Raw genomic sequence first — 16,664 nt, forward strand, 5'->3', positions numbered from 1 at the left:
TACACCCTCATAGTATGATTTGCGTGGCAACAATGTTGTATTGATTGCAAAAAAACAGATCAACATAGATTAGGGATTCATCTTGAAAGCTTGGTTCTTAAAATTACAACAAGCCACTTATAATTCCACCTTGATGTATAACATCAGGATGTTAATCGCTTTTGCAGGTACAGCCTTTGTGCCCTATGCTCTGGATATGCAACTGGCAACTATTCCTTTAACTTTGGGCGTAGTAGCCGCCGGTTTAAGTGATATCGATGATCGTTTCTCAGCGCGTATCCTCAATCAGTTGTATACCTATTTAGGTTTCTTTATTACCGCTAGCTCGATTTATTTTTTATTCCCTTATCCGATCTTATTTGGCATCGGTTTAATTATTTCTTGTATTGGTTTTATCTTACTTGGTTCACTCGGGCGACGTTATGTCACTATCTCCTATGGCTGCTTGGTAGTGTCAGTGTATGCCATGCTGGGCGTGGATCTATTTGATGAGTGGTATAAACAGCCTTTATTGTTGGTAACAGGTGCACTGTGGTATGGGGTAATTTCTACCATTAGCTTTTTATTGTTTCCGGTGCGCCAAGTACAAGATCAATTGTCTAAAAGCTATAGTGCCTTAGGGCATTTCTTGTATGCCAAATCAAATTTATTTGATGTAGATATGACGCCTAAAAGCTATCAGCAAAGTATGATTGATTTATCGCTTGAAAACGGTAAATTGGTGGCGATTTTTAATGATTTAAAAACAGCGCTGCTGACCCGACTTAAAGGCGACCGTGGTCAAAAAGATACTCGGCGCAGCTTACAATATTATTTTGTCGCCCAAGATATTCATGAACGTGCCGATTCCGCACATATTGATTACCAAAAGCTCGCCAAGATTTTTGAACACAGTGATGTCTTGTTTCGCTTGCAACGGATTTTGTCTTTACAAGCCAAGGCCTGTCATGATTTAAGCGAAAGTCTGTCACGCCGCCAACATTATCAACACAATAAACGCTTTAAACATGCTTTTGCCAACTTAAAGCAGTCCTTAGAAAAGTTGCGCCAAGATCAACATTATGACCAAGTCTGGATTAATGCCCTATTTAGCCTGTATCAAAATTTAAAATCCATTGATGGACAATTGCGTAACCTAGAAACCGAACAAACCATGAATGAAGAAAAAGCCCGTCAAGCAGAAAATCAGCTTAAAGATGACGACTTAAAAGGCTTAGATGACATCATGATTCGGATTAAACAGCATTTAACCCCTGAATCGGTGTTATTCCGCCATGCAATTCGTTTGTCATTGGTGCTGCTGGTGGCTTATATTTTTGTCCAAGTAACCAATATCGAATATGGTTATTGGGTCTTGCTGACCGCTTTATTTGTCACTCAACCCAACTTTAATGCCACCAAACGTCGTTTACGCTTGCGTGTGATTGGTACGTTAATTGGGATTTTAATTGGCTATGCCATTTTATACTTTATTCCATCAATTGAAGGTCAGTTATTACTGTTAGTGTTCAGTGGTGTGTTGTTTTTTGAATTGCGTAGTAAACAATATGCACAAGCCACCGCCTTTATTACTATTTTGGCCTTACTGAATTTTAACCTCGATGGCATGGGTTTTGAGGCCGCAATTCCGCGTATGATTGATACGCTCGTGGGCTGTTTTATTGCATGGCTTGGGGTGTATTTTATTTTCCCAGACTGGAAATTCCGCCGCTTACCCCGTACCATCCGCCGTTCACTCGAAGCACAGTGTAACTACTTGGCGGAAGTGGTCACCCAATATCAAACTGGACGCAACAACGGTTTAAATTACCGCATTGTACGCCGCGCCGCGCATAACCGTGATGCCGATGTAGCCTCGTTAATTTCAACTTTAGCCACTGAACCAGATTTTGATCCCGATCAAAAAGCTTTAGCCTTTGAGTTTTTATGTTTAAGCCATACCTTTTTAAGTTATATCGCCGCTTTAGGTGCACATCGTGCACAGATTCAAGATCAAGAAGTTTTAAGCTTACTTGAAAATGCCTTGCATGATATTCAAGGGGCATTACTTGAAGATAAAGCACCCGATTTAACTGCACAAAATATGCTGCAAAATATTCGTCAGCGTCTGGTACAAAACCAAGATGAAGATCAGATCTCGTTGATTATTTTGCAACAACTGTCATTAATGCTGAGCATTTTGGAGCAGTTAAGCCATTTAAAACAAAGTTTAAGTCATGAACGTGATCAACATGCCACCGAACTTGCCTCGCTTTAGTTGCTATTTTTCGCACAATAAGTTCACGATGCTATGAGATTTAATGCTAAACTTTTCGCAGTTTTACATCTGTTATTTTCACTATGACCGCGAAAAATTTATACGCTTATACGCTGCAGCCTGTTCCGTACGAAGTGAGTGCCGATGAACAGCGCGAAATTCAATTAAAAATGTGGCGCAGTACCAATACTATTGGTACAAAAGCTTGGGCAATTATGGCTGCTGTGGTGGCTTTGTCTATTCTGGGTATTATTTTACTGAAAAACTATTCCACTATTTTTTGTTGGGTGGCAATTGTTTCAGTGGTGATTTACTTTTTAGTCCGTAAATTTGGCCTTGAATGGTACGTTAAACGCAAAATGAATGAATTTCCAACACAGGAAATTAAAGGCATTAAATTAGGTGTACAACCACACGGTTTAGTGATGCGTCAGCAAATGGGCGTGCAAGAAGGGGTGGCTGTGATTTCTTGGAAAGACATTTATGAGTGGTATAACACCCCTGAATATATGTTGGTCAAGTTTAAAGTCAAAGGACAAGAAGGTGCTTATATCCTGCCAAAACGTATGGATTCTAAGAACTTTTCTTTTGCTACTGTACGTAAGCATTTACAAGAAACAGTCGGCGCTCCTAAAACACTTTAAGTTTTAAGCTTTTTAAAAAACCTCCTAAATAGGAGGTTTTTTTATTTAAATGATAATGAGAATAAATATTAATACTTCACACATTCTCTATTTTCTTGAGATATACTCTACCGCATTCTATAAGCCTTATTTTTCGTCATGTTCAAAAAAATATTTTTCCAGATTCACTGGTTTTTAGGGATCACGGCTGGCCTTATCCTCTCCATTATGGGGGTAACAGGTGCGCTGTATTCTTATGAACCGCAAATTTTAAAATGGATCAACCAAGACAGCTATGTGGTTGAGGCTCAAAATAAAGCCACACTCAGCCCTGCTGAGATCTATCAGCGTTATGCTACTGCCCATCCTGATGCCAATATTAATAGCATTACCGTAGCCAAAGACCCAACTACGGCTGCTAGTATTAATGTGGCCAAAGAAGGTGAGCGTCGTGGTCAAACCATCATGCTCAACCCCTATGATGCTTCTGTATTGCCTGAAATTAAAGGTAAAGAGGTATTTCGCTTTATCGAACAATTGCACCGTAATTTAACTGTTGGCCCTGTAGGCAAACAAATTACCGGCGCCTGTACTTTAATGCTGATTTTCTTTGTGCTGAGTGGTCTGTATCTACGCTGGCCTAAACGTCATAGTATTAAACAGTGGTTATTTGTCAAACCACAACTGAAAGGTCGTAACTTCCTTTGGGATTTACATGCCGTTGTGGGAACTTGGGTGGTTGTGTTTTACCTGATTTTGGCATGTACCGGTTTGTACTGGTCATATGACTGGTGGCGAAATGGTATGTTTAAAGTGTTAGGGGTAGAACGCAGTCAAACTCAAGGCGGTCAAGGCGGTCAAGGCGGTCAAGGCGGTCAAGGCGGTCAAGGCGGTCAAGGCGGTCAAGGCGGTCAAGGCGGTCAAGGCGGTCAAGGCGGTCAAGGCGGTCAAGGCGGTCAAGGCGGTCAAGGCGAGCGTATGCAAGCGCGTGGTGCAGATCAAGCTACACGCAATCAACGTGCTGAAAAGATCAGCCCTGAACAAATTAATGTGGCTCTTAGCCAAGGTTGGCAAGGTTTTGGTCAAGTGGGACGTGATTTCTCGACCTTAACCATTAATATCCCTAAACGCGCCGATGGCGAAGTTTCAATGAGCTTCTTTGATGCTAATCCACAGCATGAACGGGCACGTAATAACTTCACTTTTAACTATCAAGACAACAGCATCGCTAAACTTGAGCTCTATGAAGATAAGAAGCTCAATGAAAAAATTATGAGCAGCATGCTGCCTGTTCATCGTGGTAGTTTCTTTGGTCCAATTTACCAATTTATGGCCATGCTGGCCGCTTTAGCCATGCCGCTGTTCTTTGTGACTGGTTGGATGCTGTATCTAAAACGCCGCAAACAAAAAGCATTAACTTTAGCTGCACGTCAGGGCGCCACCGCATTGGCTGTCAATGCAAATCAAAAACCATGGCTGATTGCCTATGCAACACAAACAGGTGTGTCCGAACAAATTGCTTGGCGGACTGCAACCAGCTTGCAAGATGCCAAAATTCCAACCCAAGTCAAAGCTGTACAAGATTTAAGCCTTGATGATTTCAAACAGGTTGAGCATGTATTGTTTGTTGCCAGCACCTATGGCACGGGTGAAGCACCAGACTTAGCGACCGGCTTTGCTAAAAAAATCTTAACTCAGCAGGCTGATCTACAGCATCTCAATTATGCAGTTTTAGCTTTAGGTTCAACAGATTATCCAGACAGCTACTGCTGTTTCGGCCATCAAATTGCTGCATGGTTACAACACAATGGTGCGCAAGCCCTGTTTGAAACCCTTGAGGTGAATAACGCCAGCAATGAAGATATTGCTCGCTGGAATAGTGCTTTAGCACAAAGTACCAATCTTGATTTAGCCAGCATGCACGTGGACAAGGTCTACGATGTTTGGACGCTCAAAAAACGTGAGCTGCTCAATCCTCACAGTTTAGGCCAAGGCGCATTTAATTTAGAACTGATCACCACGCATGATATTAGTTGGGAAGCCGGTGATATTGCCGAGATTCAACCGGGTAATAGTCAAGCGCGTCTTGAGGCATTTTTACAACAGCACAAACTCACAGCAACACCTGCGCTGTTACAGGCCTTACGTTATAAAGATCTGACGCAAAGCGTCAATGGTTTCTTTAGTGCTGAAGAATTATTAACACATCTCGCTGATTTACCAGCACGCGAATACTCGATCGCCAGTATTCCAAGCCAACAAATGCTACGTTTAGTGGTCCGTCAGCAGCGCCAGCAAGGTGAGCTGGGCTTAGGTTCAGGTTGGTTAACTGAGCATCTAGGCGTGGGTGATGAAGTGTTATTACGTATTCGCAGTAACCCATCTTTCCACTTAATTGATGATAATCGTCCAGCGATTTTCATTGGCAATGGTACCGGTATTGCTGGCCTCATGAGCTTAATACAAGCGCGTGTGCGCCTCGACTATACTGAAAACTGGTTAATCTTTGGTGAACGCCAACGTGAGCATGACTTCTTCTATCAAAAAACCATTGAAGCTTGGCAGACCACAGGCATGTTGAGTCGTTTAGATGTAGCCTTCTCACGTGATCAGACTGAAAAAGTCTATGTGCATCATAAATTGCGTGAACAAGCAGCTGAGCTACGTAGTTGGATTGAGCAAGGTGCCGTCATTTATGTATGCGGTAGCATTCAAGGAATGGCAAGTGATGTAGATGCCGCACTCATTGAAATCTTGGGTGAAAATACAGTTGATCAATTACGCGAAAACGGACGTTATCGTCGTGATGTATATTAATTTTTAAATCTGTTTTAAAAAACCGAAGCTTAGGCTTCGGTTTTTTATTATAGGATTTGTGCAAGGAACAAATTTAGCATGTCAAAATGGCTCAGTCTGGTTTTAGCAATTGTGTTTTTCAGCAATGCCTTATATGTGACTGCTATTACACAGCCTGATTTTGCAGTTTATTTATCTTATGCCTTAGCACTACTTTTAGCCAGTTACAGCTATTTTGAGCAGAAAATATTTCAACTAAACATTAAATTACAACGTGGCATGCAGCTTGTAAAATTTGGATTCATCGCTTGGCTGCTCAGTTTTATTGTCTTTTGTGTTTATTTACAATAACTGCCACATACGTCACCTTCACAGCCTTTACAAGCATTGATGATCTTTGGAGGTGGCATTGAAAATCATCAGCCTAGTCCAGCCCTCAAAATGCGTTTAGATCGCGGCCTGCAACTTGCTCAGCATCATCCTGCTCTACCGATCCTGGTCACAGGGGGTCAAGCATCGTCTAAGACACCTAGTGAAGCATGGGTGATGAAAAATTATTTGGTCGAGCACGGCATTCATGCGTCTAGAATTGTTATGGAACAACACAGCAGCAGTACAGAAACCAATTTAAGCTATAGCAGTGCATTGTTAACAACACTTGGTTTAAATCGACAAAGTCATATTGCATTGATCAGTAGCGATTTTCATTTGGCCAGAATCGCAGCAATTGCACGTCAGCAAGGTTATCGTCACTTTAGCTTAGTCCCTGCCCCAACACCTCATACTTTAATGTTTAATGCTTATCTGCGTGAATATTTTGCCTATGTCAGTGGCTTTATACTCAATGAATATTAATGCAAACGAATTTTACGTGCTTTTGGCAAACCTGCTGCCTTAAATTGCTGGGGTTGCAAACGCTCTAACTCATATAAATAGTTCTTTAAATCGGTGAGCAGTTGCTTGGGTGGGACTAATAGATGTTGGCCATCAGCGGCTAAATTTAGCGACAGTTGTTTTTTTTCACGCACGAGCACTGGAATAATCTTATCAATTAATTCATGTAATGAGATTGGAAATACGCGATAATTGGGCCAGTGGCCAATCACGGCTTTAATTAAGGAAGGATGTTGCCACAAGGCCAAAGCTTGCATTTCGCCATTATCTGACCACGCCCAATGCTGCTCAGGATTCACTAAAGCCATCACTTGTTGCTGCGAAACTAAAGCGAAAATAAATTGCTGATAAATCAAAGCTGCAGAAGATGCTAAAGGCGTAGATACAGGAGAATCAGATGAGGGCTGCATAATTTTGCCAAAGGCAGAAATAAAAAAACCCTACATAAGTAGAGGCCATTGTTTATTTTAAAATATATGGTGGGCGCTGACGGGATCGAACCGCCGACATTCTGCTTGTAAGGCAGACGCTCTACCAACTGAGCTAAGCGCCCTGAGCGAAGAGTAATAAAGCATCGCTTTGTCTGAGCGCAAGAGAAAATCTATGATTTTCTAAAGGCTACTCTTTTTACAGAGTTTTTTAAGATAAATGGCGCAGCGGACGGGACTCGAACCCGCGACCCCCGGCGTGACAGGCCGGTATTCTAACCAACTGAACTACCGCTGCATCACGATGTTTCTTACGAAACACAACCAACATCTTAAAAGATATGGTGGGCGCTGACGGGATCGAACCGCCGACATTCTGCTTGTAAGGCAGACGCTCTACCAACTGAGCTAAGCGCCCTTAAAGGGTGTTAATTATTCTTTGGGATGGCGCAGCGGACGGGACTCGAACCCGCGACCCTCGGCGTGACAGGCCGATATTCTAACCAACTGAACTACCGCTGCATCACAAAAAATATGGTGGGCGCTGACGGGATCGAACCGCCGACATTCTGCTTGTAAGGCAGACGCTCTACCAACTGAGCTAAGCGCCCTGATTCTAGATTGTCAATCTATTCGGTTCAGGAACCGAGTATTCATCTTAAAATGGCGCAGCGGACGGGACTCGAACCCGCGACCCTCGGCGTGACAGGCCGATATTCTAACCAACTGAACTACCGCTGCATCACAAGATGTGGTGGGCGCTGACGGGATCGAACCGCCGACATTCTGCTTGTAAGGCAGACGCTCTACCAACTGAGCTAAGCGCCCTCAAAAGTTTTACTGTATTAAATGGCGCAGCGGACGGGACTCGAACCCGCGACCCTCGGCGTGACAGGCCGATATTCTAACCAACTGAACTACCGCTGCATCTACACAATATTACGATTGTGGCAAGCAATGTTTAATCTCTTAAGTGGCGCAGCGGACGGGACTCGAACCCGCGACCCTCGGCGTGACAGGCCGATATTCTAACCAACTGAACTACCGCTGCACTTAAATCAATTAAACCATGAAAAGGATTTGGTGGGCGCTGACGGGATCGAACCGCCGACATTCTGCTTGTAAGGCAGACGCTCTACCAACTGAGCTAAGCGCCCTTTTCAAAACGTTTCATCGCTTGATGAGGTGCATTATAGAGAAACTTTTAAGTGTGTCAAACGCTTTTCTATAAGTTTTTCGCTTTTTTGCATTGAGTGATTAAAAAATAAGTTATTTTGACCAAAAAAACTAAAAAATGCCTAATTTTCACCCAAATATTTAATTCTAGGTGATTTTTTTAACCGTGATTTTTTTAGGTTTTTAAAGTTCTATGAAAAAATTTCACCGACTGCGCCGCTCAATCGGCAATTTTATCTGCACAGATATACACCAAAGCGTCTATATCCACTAAATCATACAGCTCAATCACATCATCATTTTGCATACGGATACACCCATGTGACAAAGGTACGCCCATTTTTTCTGTCTCTGGTGTGCCATGAATATAGATGTAACGATTAAAGGTATCCACCCCCTCACCTAAGTTAAAGCCCGCTTCTAATCCTTGTAACCATAAAATTCGCGATAAAATCCAATCCCGCTCAGGGAATTGCAGGGCTAAATTGGCATCGTAAATTTCACCGGTCGGCACACGTGCCTTAAACACTGCATTTTTAGGCTGATTATCACCAAACTTTTGCGCAATTTTATGCCAGCCGCGCGGGGTTTTACCGCTATTTTCGGCCTCCCCAATGCCATTTTTACCTGAAGAAATCACATAACATTTGCCCAATTTAGGCAAGCTTAAAGTTTGTTGAGCCAAATCAATTAAAATATCTGCGTCTTGTCTTTGCATTTATTGGATCTCATTTACGCTAATGCTTGACGCATGCGGTTCTGGACGTAACCAAAGCCAAATTGCCACGCTTAACATACTAAAGTTGGTAAAAACTTTTACCCAAAATGGTGCTGGGGTAAATAGCATTAGCATTGCACTGAGTAACATCATGATCGATGCCCACCATTTGGCTTTACGTGGCACAGTGCCGTTTTCACGCCACGCGCGAATGGTCGATCCATATTTGGGGTGCTTTAACAGCCACGCATCCATTTGTGGCCAACCTTTAGAGGCGGCCCATGCGGCTAAAATTAAAAATACAGTGGTGGGCATGCCCGGTAACACGGCGCCAATACAACCTAAGATGACAAAGATCACCACCAAAGCGCGCCAAAATAGGGTCTTCATTGCACGGTCCTAAACTGTCATTGAGCTAGTATAAAGTGTAATGTAGAGGAATTGTGCTGTTTACCCAAGGAATGTTGTGATGACGCTGCATCTTGTAGAACCCTGGCTGCAATTTTCCACTCCGATTGTGCGTCAACTTGGCTTTGCCATCGCCAGTCCCAATATTTTGCGCCAAATTCCTCAAGACCTTGTTTTGGAAAATCATTTTGCACTACATAATGATCTACTTTGGCAGCAGCATTTTTTGGATTATTTACCTAAATTAAAGCAATTAGACGCTGATCCGCGGCCTTTGTTAGATTTTGTTGCTAAACTTAAAAGTACACGCCTAGGCTTACGTTTTGAGATGTTGGTGTGGTTTTGGCTACTCGATGATGCTTATCATCCCTATCAACTTTTAGGCCACAGTATTCAAGTCATTGATGGGCCACGTACAGTCGGGGAATTAGATTTTCTGATTTTTAATCGAGATTTAAAACGCATTGAGCATTGGGAAATTGCGGTTAAATATTATTTGGCTGAACATGATTATGCGTTGCAACATTGGTATGGCCTCAATCGTTCTGACCGTTTAGCACGTAAGCTGCAACACTTTACCCAAAAACAATTTCAATTTCAGCACGCCATGCAACACGACATTGAGGCGCGTTTTTGTATGTTAAAGGGTCAGCTGTATTTGCCTGAGCACGCCTCACTCCCAATGCCTGAGTGGGTCAATCCTACACGGCGTTTAGGTCATTGGGGACATCAGATCCCTAATCCTGAGCTGCACTATTATCGCCTACAACGACATGAATGGATTTGTGCCAATGCAAAGCCCACAAGCCAAGTCGCCACCTGGTGGACCGATGGTTTATATAAAATGAGCGCTGATGAGAGCTATTATATGTACCGCCAAGCGCCACATTTAAGTCGCAGTATCGCTTAGATTTTACACAGGATTACATTTCACTACACAATGTTTATATTTTTTTCATGAAGCCAAATTTAAGCTCAATTGAGCAAAAACAGCTTAAAAATAATGTTAACGATGGAGCTTCCTATGAAAAAAATTCTTGCTGCCACACTATTGGTAACCTTTGCTTTAACGGGTTGTAATACCTTTAAAGGGGTGGGTAAAGACGTTTCTAAAGCAGGTCAAGGTATCACCAAAACTGCAGAGCGTACTCAAGACAAACTGTAAGTCTATTTCGTGAAAAAAACCTTAATTGTTTAAGGTTTTTTTCATTGTAAACTTCGCATCTTTTTTATCTTCCCCTATTATAGTTGCACTTTCTCCATAGATTTGACCCGCATGCAACCCTCAGATACTTTAGAACTTAGCTTACAATTATTACGCCAACCCTCTGTCACCCCCCTTGATCATACTTGCCAAGACATTATGGCAGAGCGCTTGAGCAAAATCGGCTTTAACATTGAAGCCATGCGTTTTGAAGATGTTGATAATCTTTGGGCACGTCGTGGGACTGAAGCACCGGTGTTTTGTTTTGCAGGGCATACTGATGTGGTACCTACTGGGCATTTAGAGGCATGGAATTCTGATCCATTCTTGCCTGAAATTCGTGATGGTAAGCTCTACGGTCGTGGTAGTGCTGATATGAAGACCGCTTTGGCTGCGATGGTAGTAGCTTCTGAGCGTTTTGTGGCTAAACATCCAAACCATAAAGGTTCTATTGCCTTTTTAATTACCTCAGATGAAGAAGGCCCTTCAATCAACGGTACAGTAAAAGTGGTTGAAACTTTAGAAGCACGTAACGAAAAAATGACGTGGTGTCTGGTGGGTGAACCCTCAAGTACCAATACCTTAGGCGATATTATTAAAAATGGTCGTCGTGGGTCTTTAAACGCCAAACTTACCGTCAAAGGCAAGCAAGGTCATGTAGCTTATCCACATTTAGCCATTAACCCGATTCATACGGCCTCTAAAGCTTTGGCTGAACTTTGTGACACGGTATGGGATCAAGGCAATGAATACTTCCCTGCCACTTCATTCCAAATTTCTAATATTAATGCAGGTACAGGTGCAACCAATGTTGTGCCGGGTAGCATGAGTATTTTAATGAATTGGCGTTATTCAACTGAAGTGACAGCGGATGAGTTAAAAGCACGCACGCTTGAAATTTTACAGCGTCACCATGTGGACTATGAAATTGAATGGACTTTATCAGGTTTACCTTTCTTAACCCCAGTGGGTGAATTGGTCAATGCAGCAACCCAAGCCATTAAAAAGGTGACTGGTACAGATGCTGAGCTGTCAACTTCAGGAGGCACCTCTGATGGTCGCTTTATTGCACCAACTGGTGCACAGGTGTTAGAACTTGGTGTGCTCAATGCCACGATTCATCAAATTAACGAACATACTGATGTTGCTGATTTGGAACCATTGGCTGAAATCTATGAGAAAATTTTAGAAAATCTCTTAACTTAACAGTGCATTGCCATAAAAAAGGAACTCTATGGAGTTCCTTTTTGCGTTATAGACCCAAACTTTTTTCAATCGCAGCTAAATTGGGCACATGAAACAATTGTTCGCCCACTTTGACATATTGAAAGACCTCTTCAGGACAAATCGCCTGTTCACTATCCACCACTTCAGAAATACGTAAACGCATACTTTGTGGCATTTCGTTGCACATTAAAGCAAAGCGCTGCTTACTGTCTTCGCCTTCAATCACCAAAGCTACGCCTTTAGCTTGACTCGGATGATGTATGGCATATACCGGTAATTCAGTATCATGCCAATCGACACTGCTCACATCAGTTGCACTGTCTAGCGCCGACAGTACAATGTTTTGTGGTAACAACATGGCTGGTTGGTTGTAGCATTCAATGATATAAGTATCAATAAAACCTGTCGATACCGAAATTAAATGCTGTAGTTCTTGCTGATTGACCTGTTGCATAACCGCTCCTTAGGCAGACGCGAGTAAAAGTTGTTGGATATATGCCAACAAATCTGCTTCTTGGAATGGTTTACCCATGTAATGATTCACTCCAAGGCTAAAGGCACGCTCACGATGTTTTTCACCCGTACGCGAGGTAATCATAATGATCGGCAGCGCTTGATGCAGGTCATGGTGACGAATTAAATTCGTCACCTCAAAACCGTCCATACGCGGCATTTCAATATCAAGTAACATCAAGTCAGGACGATGGTTTTCTAGTTGCTCCATGGCATCTACACCATCTTTGGCAGTCATAACCTCATACCCATGCCGTTCTAACAGACGTGAAGTGACCTTACGCACGGTCACCGAGTCATCCACAATCATAATCAAACGGCTGTGTTTGGTTGGTTCATGGACATCACGACTTGGTACAAGTGCCACTTTGTCACGTAATGAGGTTTGAACCTGACGGGCAATGTTTTGGCCATCTAAAATCAAGCATACTTGTCCATCACCTAAAATAGTTGCCCCAGCAATTGAAGCGACTTTGGAGAATTGCTGTCCAATGGATTTGACCACAATCTGCGAACGTGAACCAATCAGTTGGTCAACCAATAAAGCAATGCTTTGTCCGCCACTGCCTTTAATGAGTAGAACCGGTAAAGGATGTGAAACATGGTTAAGGCGTGGGATGTTTTGATTGCCTACAAATTCGGCCAAATAGCGTAATTTATACTCTACATGGTCAATGCTAAAGTAATCACTATCACTGGCAAAATACTGTTCTAAGGCACTTGGGACAATCCGTACAATACGGTCAATTTGGGCCAAGGGTAAGGCAAATTGTTGGTCGCCCACTTTAACCATTAAGGCATCGCTTACCGCCACTGTAGTCGGGACACGAATACTAAAAGTGGTGCCCTGTCCTAACTGTGATTCAACCGTAATATGTCCGCCTAGCTCACGAATCTCGCTTTGCACCACATCTAACCCCACCCCACGACCTGAGATTTGGGTGACTTGTTCTGCGGTACTAAAACCGGGATGGAAAATAAACTGCATGATTTCTTGTTCATCCAGCTCCTGCTTCATGCCAATCAAGCCTAGATGTTCTGCTTTAGCACGAATTTTCTGGGCATCAATTCCTTTACCATCATCACTAAAGGTCACCACCACATCTGTACCTTGGCGACTGATGTTGAGCACAATTTGTCCCACCTCAGGTTTCCCCAATTGCATACGCTCTTGAGGGCTTTCAATCCCATGATCAACTGCATTACGTAGCATATGTTCAAATGGTGTAATCAAACGCTCTAAAATAGTTCGGTCTAATTCACCTTCGCTATTATGTACCATTAGTTCTGCAGGACGGTTTAGTGCCGCTGAGGTGGTGCGCACAATACGTTGTAAACGTGGCAACATACCAGTAAATGGCACCAAACGAGTTCGCATCAGGCTTTCTTGAATTTCAGATTGAATACGCGATTGTTGCAATAACAAACCTTCAGCATCACGGATTTTCTCGGCTAAGGTCACTTTAAAATCAACCAAATCCGAAGCAGATTCACTCAAAGATTTAGACAACTGATTCAAGGACGAATATTGATCCATTTCTAAAGGATCAAAGTCAGCGTAAATGGCATGTCCGTCTTGGCTATGCTTGGCGATAATTTGTGTTTCAAGCTCACCTTCCATACGACGTAACTGATCGGCCAGACGATGGATGGTTAAATCCATTTCATTGAGATAGTTGCCCAACTGGGCCAAGTCCATCTCAATACGCGAACGGTTAATCGAGTTTTCACCCGAGAGATCAATCATTTTCTCAACCAAATCGGCTGAAATACGAATCATCTCATTGCTATGATCGCTTTTTTTGCTCTCTGGCCATTCACCTTGCATAGATGGCGGTACTGTGCCATCACCTTCAATCCACTGCTCTTGAGGCTGCGGCGTAAAGAAATCCACTTGAGTGCTGTGATTCGGCAAACGCACTGTACTATTGGCATATTCAATATGAGCCAAACGCTTGGCTAAAGTCTCGACATGACTATAATCACGCTGATCTAAAGCACGTTTTAACCATGCCAATGTACTTTCTAATAAGCTGTCATGGACGTTAGAGCTGACTTGGTGTATTGCAAACTGCTCAAATACTGTTTCTAATTCATAAGCAATTTGCGCAATCGGTTCAATCTGTGCCATACGTGCACCGCCTTTTAGGCTGTGCGCTGCACGTTGTAATTGTAATAGTAGGCTACGATTATTGCGTTGCTCAAACCAGAAGCTTAATAAGGTCTCTGCCCGCTCAAGCAGTTCTGCAGCTTCTTCATAGAAACTTTGTTCGACAATATCTTCTAAACTCGGCTCAGGCACTGATGATATGAGCGCATTACTCACCTCAAACAGCGCTAAACTATCCTGCTCATCAAGTCTGTCTTGGAGCTGCGTGACTGTTGCAAGGTGATCTGTAGGCGTTGCTTCAACTGCTTCAACTGCTTCAACTGCTTCAACTGCTTCAACTGCTTCAACTGCTTCAACTGCTTCAGGAGATTGCATCACTGCTACAGCTGCCTGTGGAAGCGTGACAGGTTGGTCTTGCTGACTGCTATGACCTTGTGCCAGTTTTTCAATATTGACTAAAATATCCACCGCATGGTCTGCAGGGTAATCAATGTGTTGTGTTTTGATCAGCTCTAGACGTTCAGCAATATTATCCTGTACCAATTGGATAATCTTGATGATCTCTGGACTTACTTTGAGCTTCGCTTGAATGACGCGCTCATAAATACTTTCTAATTCATGCGCAATTAAACCAATATGGGTGGCTTGTACCATATTGGCACCACCTTTTAAGGTATGCAAATAGCGCATCAGATTCTTTAAAGCCGCAGTATTTTGCTGTTTGACCCAAGTGTTTAGATCTTGATCAATGACTTCAAAAAGCTCATCCGCTTCTTCTGTAAAGATCTCTAATAAATCTAAATCAAAATCACGATTGCTCTGTGTTGAATGAATTTGGCGACGATCTTCAGCCAAACGCTGGGATAAAGCCGCAAAGTCAACATTAGTGGTTTTATAAAGATTGAATTCAGGGAGATCATTAAAGCCAACCAACTGCTCGACTTCATGATCAATAAAGTCATGTAATTGCTGTAGGGCCGTTTGTGCAGCTGGTGACAAGACAACACGTTGCCCAGATGCCAACGTATCAAATAAGTGAATAAATTCAATATGGGCCTGATTAAATAAGGCTTCTGCGTAGCTTAGGTTGAGTAACTCAGGCTTATCCCAAAGTTTGTTATAAGCACTTTTAAGTGCCAAGGCATATTGATGAATGCCCACCGCAGCACGGTTGTCTGTATGTAAGCTCAGACGCTCTGCTTGTTCAGTTAAACTTCTTAGATAGACAGGGAAATTCAGTTGGGCACGTTGGATAAAGTCAACTTCGGTGTCGAGGAGTAGATCAATATCAAGCTGTAATAATTGCGCCACTAAACCATGCGGATTATCTTGCTCATTCATTGGTACAAGACGGCCATATAAGCCCCACACTGCCTCAAACTCACGACTGACTGCGCTGCAACGCACTGGGTCTTGGGCACGTAAAGCCGGTAGATAATGGCGAATAAAGTCAGCATATTGTTGTAATAATTTAGTTTCTGCTGATGTAGCAACCACATCTTCTTGCAATAAGAAACTTTTAAATAGTTTTTCGACTTTGGCACTGGCATTAAACACATCGTCAATTTGTGCCATGGCTGAACTGCCACGCAAGGTATGCAAGGCACGAATTAAGGCATTGTAATCATCGGCACTATTGGCTGCAGCATTTAACAAGAAGCGATCAATCGTCGCCAAATGCTCTTCGGCCTCTTCAATAAATACTACTAAGGTTTCAGCCAAATCATAAGCAGTATGCTGAGCTGATGTGGTCTCAGCTAAAATTTCCTTATGAGCAGTTGACGCAATTTCTAAACCACTCAAGCCAGCTATAGTTGCTTCAGCTTGAATTAAGGTCAGTAATTCTGGCGTAATGCGTTGCTGTTGTTGTAATTGTTGTCCCAATAAAATCAATGGGCGCACATCATGCTGTAAGGCCTGAACTTGCTTAAAACAAGGATAGAGTTTGGCTTGATAAAACTGATATACATACTCAGTATAACGACGCAGTGTGCTAGTTAACTCAATATTATCAGCTAAAACACGGTTTAAGGTATCTTCCACTGCCCACGCTAACTCGCCTGCCTGTAAGGCCCCGACCATACGTCCAGAGCCTTTTAAGGTATGAAAATGGCGACGAATCTCCACTAAGCACTCAGGTTGATTCGGCCATTTTTGAAACAGAACCTGCAGCTCCTGAAAAATTTCTTCAATTTCTTCAACAAAAATTTCTAGAATTTCTGCATCTTGTTGAAGATAACTGTCTTCGGGAAGCGTCATCGGGGCAACTAAATTTTTTAATATTTCTTTCATAGCTCAGCTTCTTAAGTT

13 protein-coding genes and 10 tRNA genes are annotated in these 16,664 nt (G+C 42.7%); 8 read left to right on the top strand and 15 right to left on the bottom strand.

Features of this window, described 5'->3' with window-relative positions:
- Positions 1–82: 82 nt before the first annotated feature.
- The 5 genes from yccS (at position 83) to AC5YCD_RS03630 (ending at position 6,531) form a co-directional block, all read left to right on the top strand.
- On the top strand, positions 83–2,257 hold the full coding sequence (yccS, locus tag AC5YCD_RS03610) for a YccS family putative transporter (RefSeq protein WP_496128745.1): 2,175 nt from the start codon (positions 83–85) through the stop codon (positions 2,255–2,257).
- An 83-nt stretch (positions 2,258–2,340) separates the two neighbouring features.
- Positions 2,341–2,901, top strand: a complete 561-nt coding sequence (locus tag AC5YCD_RS03615) for a hypothetical protein (protein WP_496128746.1) — start codon at positions 2,341–2,343, stop codon at positions 2,899–2,901.
- 138 nt (positions 2,902–3,039) lie between these two features.
- The gene (locus AC5YCD_RS03620) at positions 3,040–5,697 is read left to right on the top strand and encodes a PepSY domain-containing protein (RefSeq protein ID WP_496128747.1); all 2,658 of its coding nucleotides are present in this window, start codon (positions 3,040–3,042) and stop codon (positions 5,695–5,697) included.
- Between the two features lie 78 nt (positions 5,698–5,775).
- Positions 5,776–6,027, top strand: a complete 252-nt coding sequence (locus AC5YCD_RS03625; protein ID WP_496128748.1) for a hypothetical protein — start codon at positions 5,776–5,778, stop codon at positions 6,025–6,027.
- A 39-nt stretch (positions 6,028–6,066) separates the two neighbouring features.
- Entirely contained in the window at positions 6,067–6,531 is a 465-nt protein-coding gene (locus AC5YCD_RS03630; protein ID WP_496128782.1) for a YdcF family protein, read from the top strand.
- Here the strand turns inward: AC5YCD_RS03630 and AC5YCD_RS03635 are convergent.
- The 13 genes from AC5YCD_RS03635 to AC5YCD_RS03695 form a co-directional block, all read right to left on the bottom strand.
- Complete coding sequence (locus AC5YCD_RS03635) at positions 6,528–6,980, bottom strand: DUF2750 domain-containing protein (RefSeq protein ID WP_496128749.1); 453 nt, start codon at positions 6,978–6,980, stop codon at positions 6,528–6,530. The two genes, AC5YCD_RS03630 and AC5YCD_RS03635, sit on opposite strands and share 4 nt — an antisense overlap.
- Positions 6,981–7,047: 67 nt before the next feature.
- Positions 7,048–7,123 (bottom strand) — tRNA-Val (locus AC5YCD_RS03640).
- Positions 7,124–7,219: 96 nt separating this feature from the next.
- Positions 7,220–7,296 (bottom strand) — tRNA-Asp (locus AC5YCD_RS03645).
- Positions 7,297–7,340: 44 nt separating this feature from the next.
- Positions 7,341–7,416, bottom strand: a tRNA-Val gene (locus tag AC5YCD_RS03650).
- 27 nt (positions 7,417–7,443) lie between these two features.
- Positions 7,444–7,520: transfer RNA gene (locus AC5YCD_RS03655), tRNA-Asp, on the bottom strand.
- 13 nt (positions 7,521–7,533) lie between these two features.
- Positions 7,534–7,609 (bottom strand) — tRNA-Val (locus AC5YCD_RS03660).
- A gap of 53 nt (positions 7,610–7,662) precedes the next feature.
- A tRNA-Asp gene (locus AC5YCD_RS03665) sits at positions 7,663–7,739 on the bottom strand.
- 11 nt (positions 7,740–7,750) lie between these two features.
- Positions 7,751–7,826 (bottom strand) — tRNA-Val (locus tag AC5YCD_RS03670).
- A gap of 22 nt (positions 7,827–7,848) precedes the next feature.
- Positions 7,849–7,925, bottom strand: a tRNA-Asp gene (locus AC5YCD_RS03675).
- Between the two features lie 47 nt (positions 7,926–7,972).
- Positions 7,973–8,049, bottom strand: a tRNA-Asp gene (locus AC5YCD_RS03680).
- 30 nt (positions 8,050–8,079) lie between these two features.
- Positions 8,080–8,155, bottom strand: a tRNA-Val gene (locus AC5YCD_RS03685).
- 239 nt (positions 8,156–8,394) lie between these two features.
- Positions 8,395–8,892: a cell wall-recycling L,D-carboxypeptidase ElsL gene (gene elsL / locus AC5YCD_RS03690; protein WP_496128750.1), complete on the bottom strand. Its 498-nt coding sequence runs from the start codon at positions 8,890–8,892 to the stop codon at positions 8,395–8,397.
- A complete protein-coding gene (locus AC5YCD_RS03695) occupies positions 8,893–9,282 on the bottom strand; it encodes a YbaN family protein (RefSeq protein WP_496128751.1) in 390 nt (129 codons plus the stop codon).
- Between the two features lie 79 nt (positions 9,283–9,361).
- Here AC5YCD_RS03695 and AC5YCD_RS03700 point away from each other — a divergent pair, with 79 nt between their 5' ends.
- The 3 genes from AC5YCD_RS03700 (at position 9,362) to dapE (ending at position 11,710) form a co-directional block, all read left to right on the top strand.
- Positions 9,362–10,210, top strand: a complete 849-nt coding sequence (locus AC5YCD_RS03700; RefSeq protein WP_496128752.1) for a DUF1853 family protein — start codon at positions 9,362–9,364, stop codon at positions 10,208–10,210.
- 114 nt (positions 10,211–10,324) lie between these two features.
- Positions 10,325–10,465, top strand: a complete 141-nt coding sequence (locus tag AC5YCD_RS03705; RefSeq protein WP_496128753.1) for an entericidin A/B family lipoprotein — start codon at positions 10,325–10,327, stop codon at positions 10,463–10,465.
- Between the two features lie 111 nt (positions 10,466–10,576).
- Entirely contained in the window at positions 10,577–11,710 is a 1,134-nt protein-coding gene (dapE, locus tag AC5YCD_RS03710; RefSeq protein WP_496128754.1) for a succinyl-diaminopimelate desuccinylase, read from the top strand.
- A gap of 46 nt (positions 11,711–11,756) precedes the next feature.
- Here the strand turns inward: dapE and AC5YCD_RS03715 are convergent, their stop codons facing one another.
- The gene (locus AC5YCD_RS03715) at positions 11,757–12,185 is read right to left on the bottom strand and encodes a hypothetical protein (protein ID WP_496128755.1); all 429 of its coding nucleotides are present in this window, start codon (positions 12,183–12,185) and stop codon (positions 11,757–11,759) included.
- Positions 12,186–12,194: 9 nt separating this feature from the next.
- Positions 12,195–16,646 (bottom strand): hybrid sensor histidine kinase/response regulator, encoded by a 4,452-nt coding sequence (locus AC5YCD_RS03720; protein ID WP_496128756.1) that lies wholly within the window; start codon positions 16,644–16,646, stop codon positions 12,195–12,197.
- Positions 16,647–16,664 lie beyond the last annotated feature (18 nt).

The organism is Acinetobacter sp. CY05, assembly GCF_059515805.1.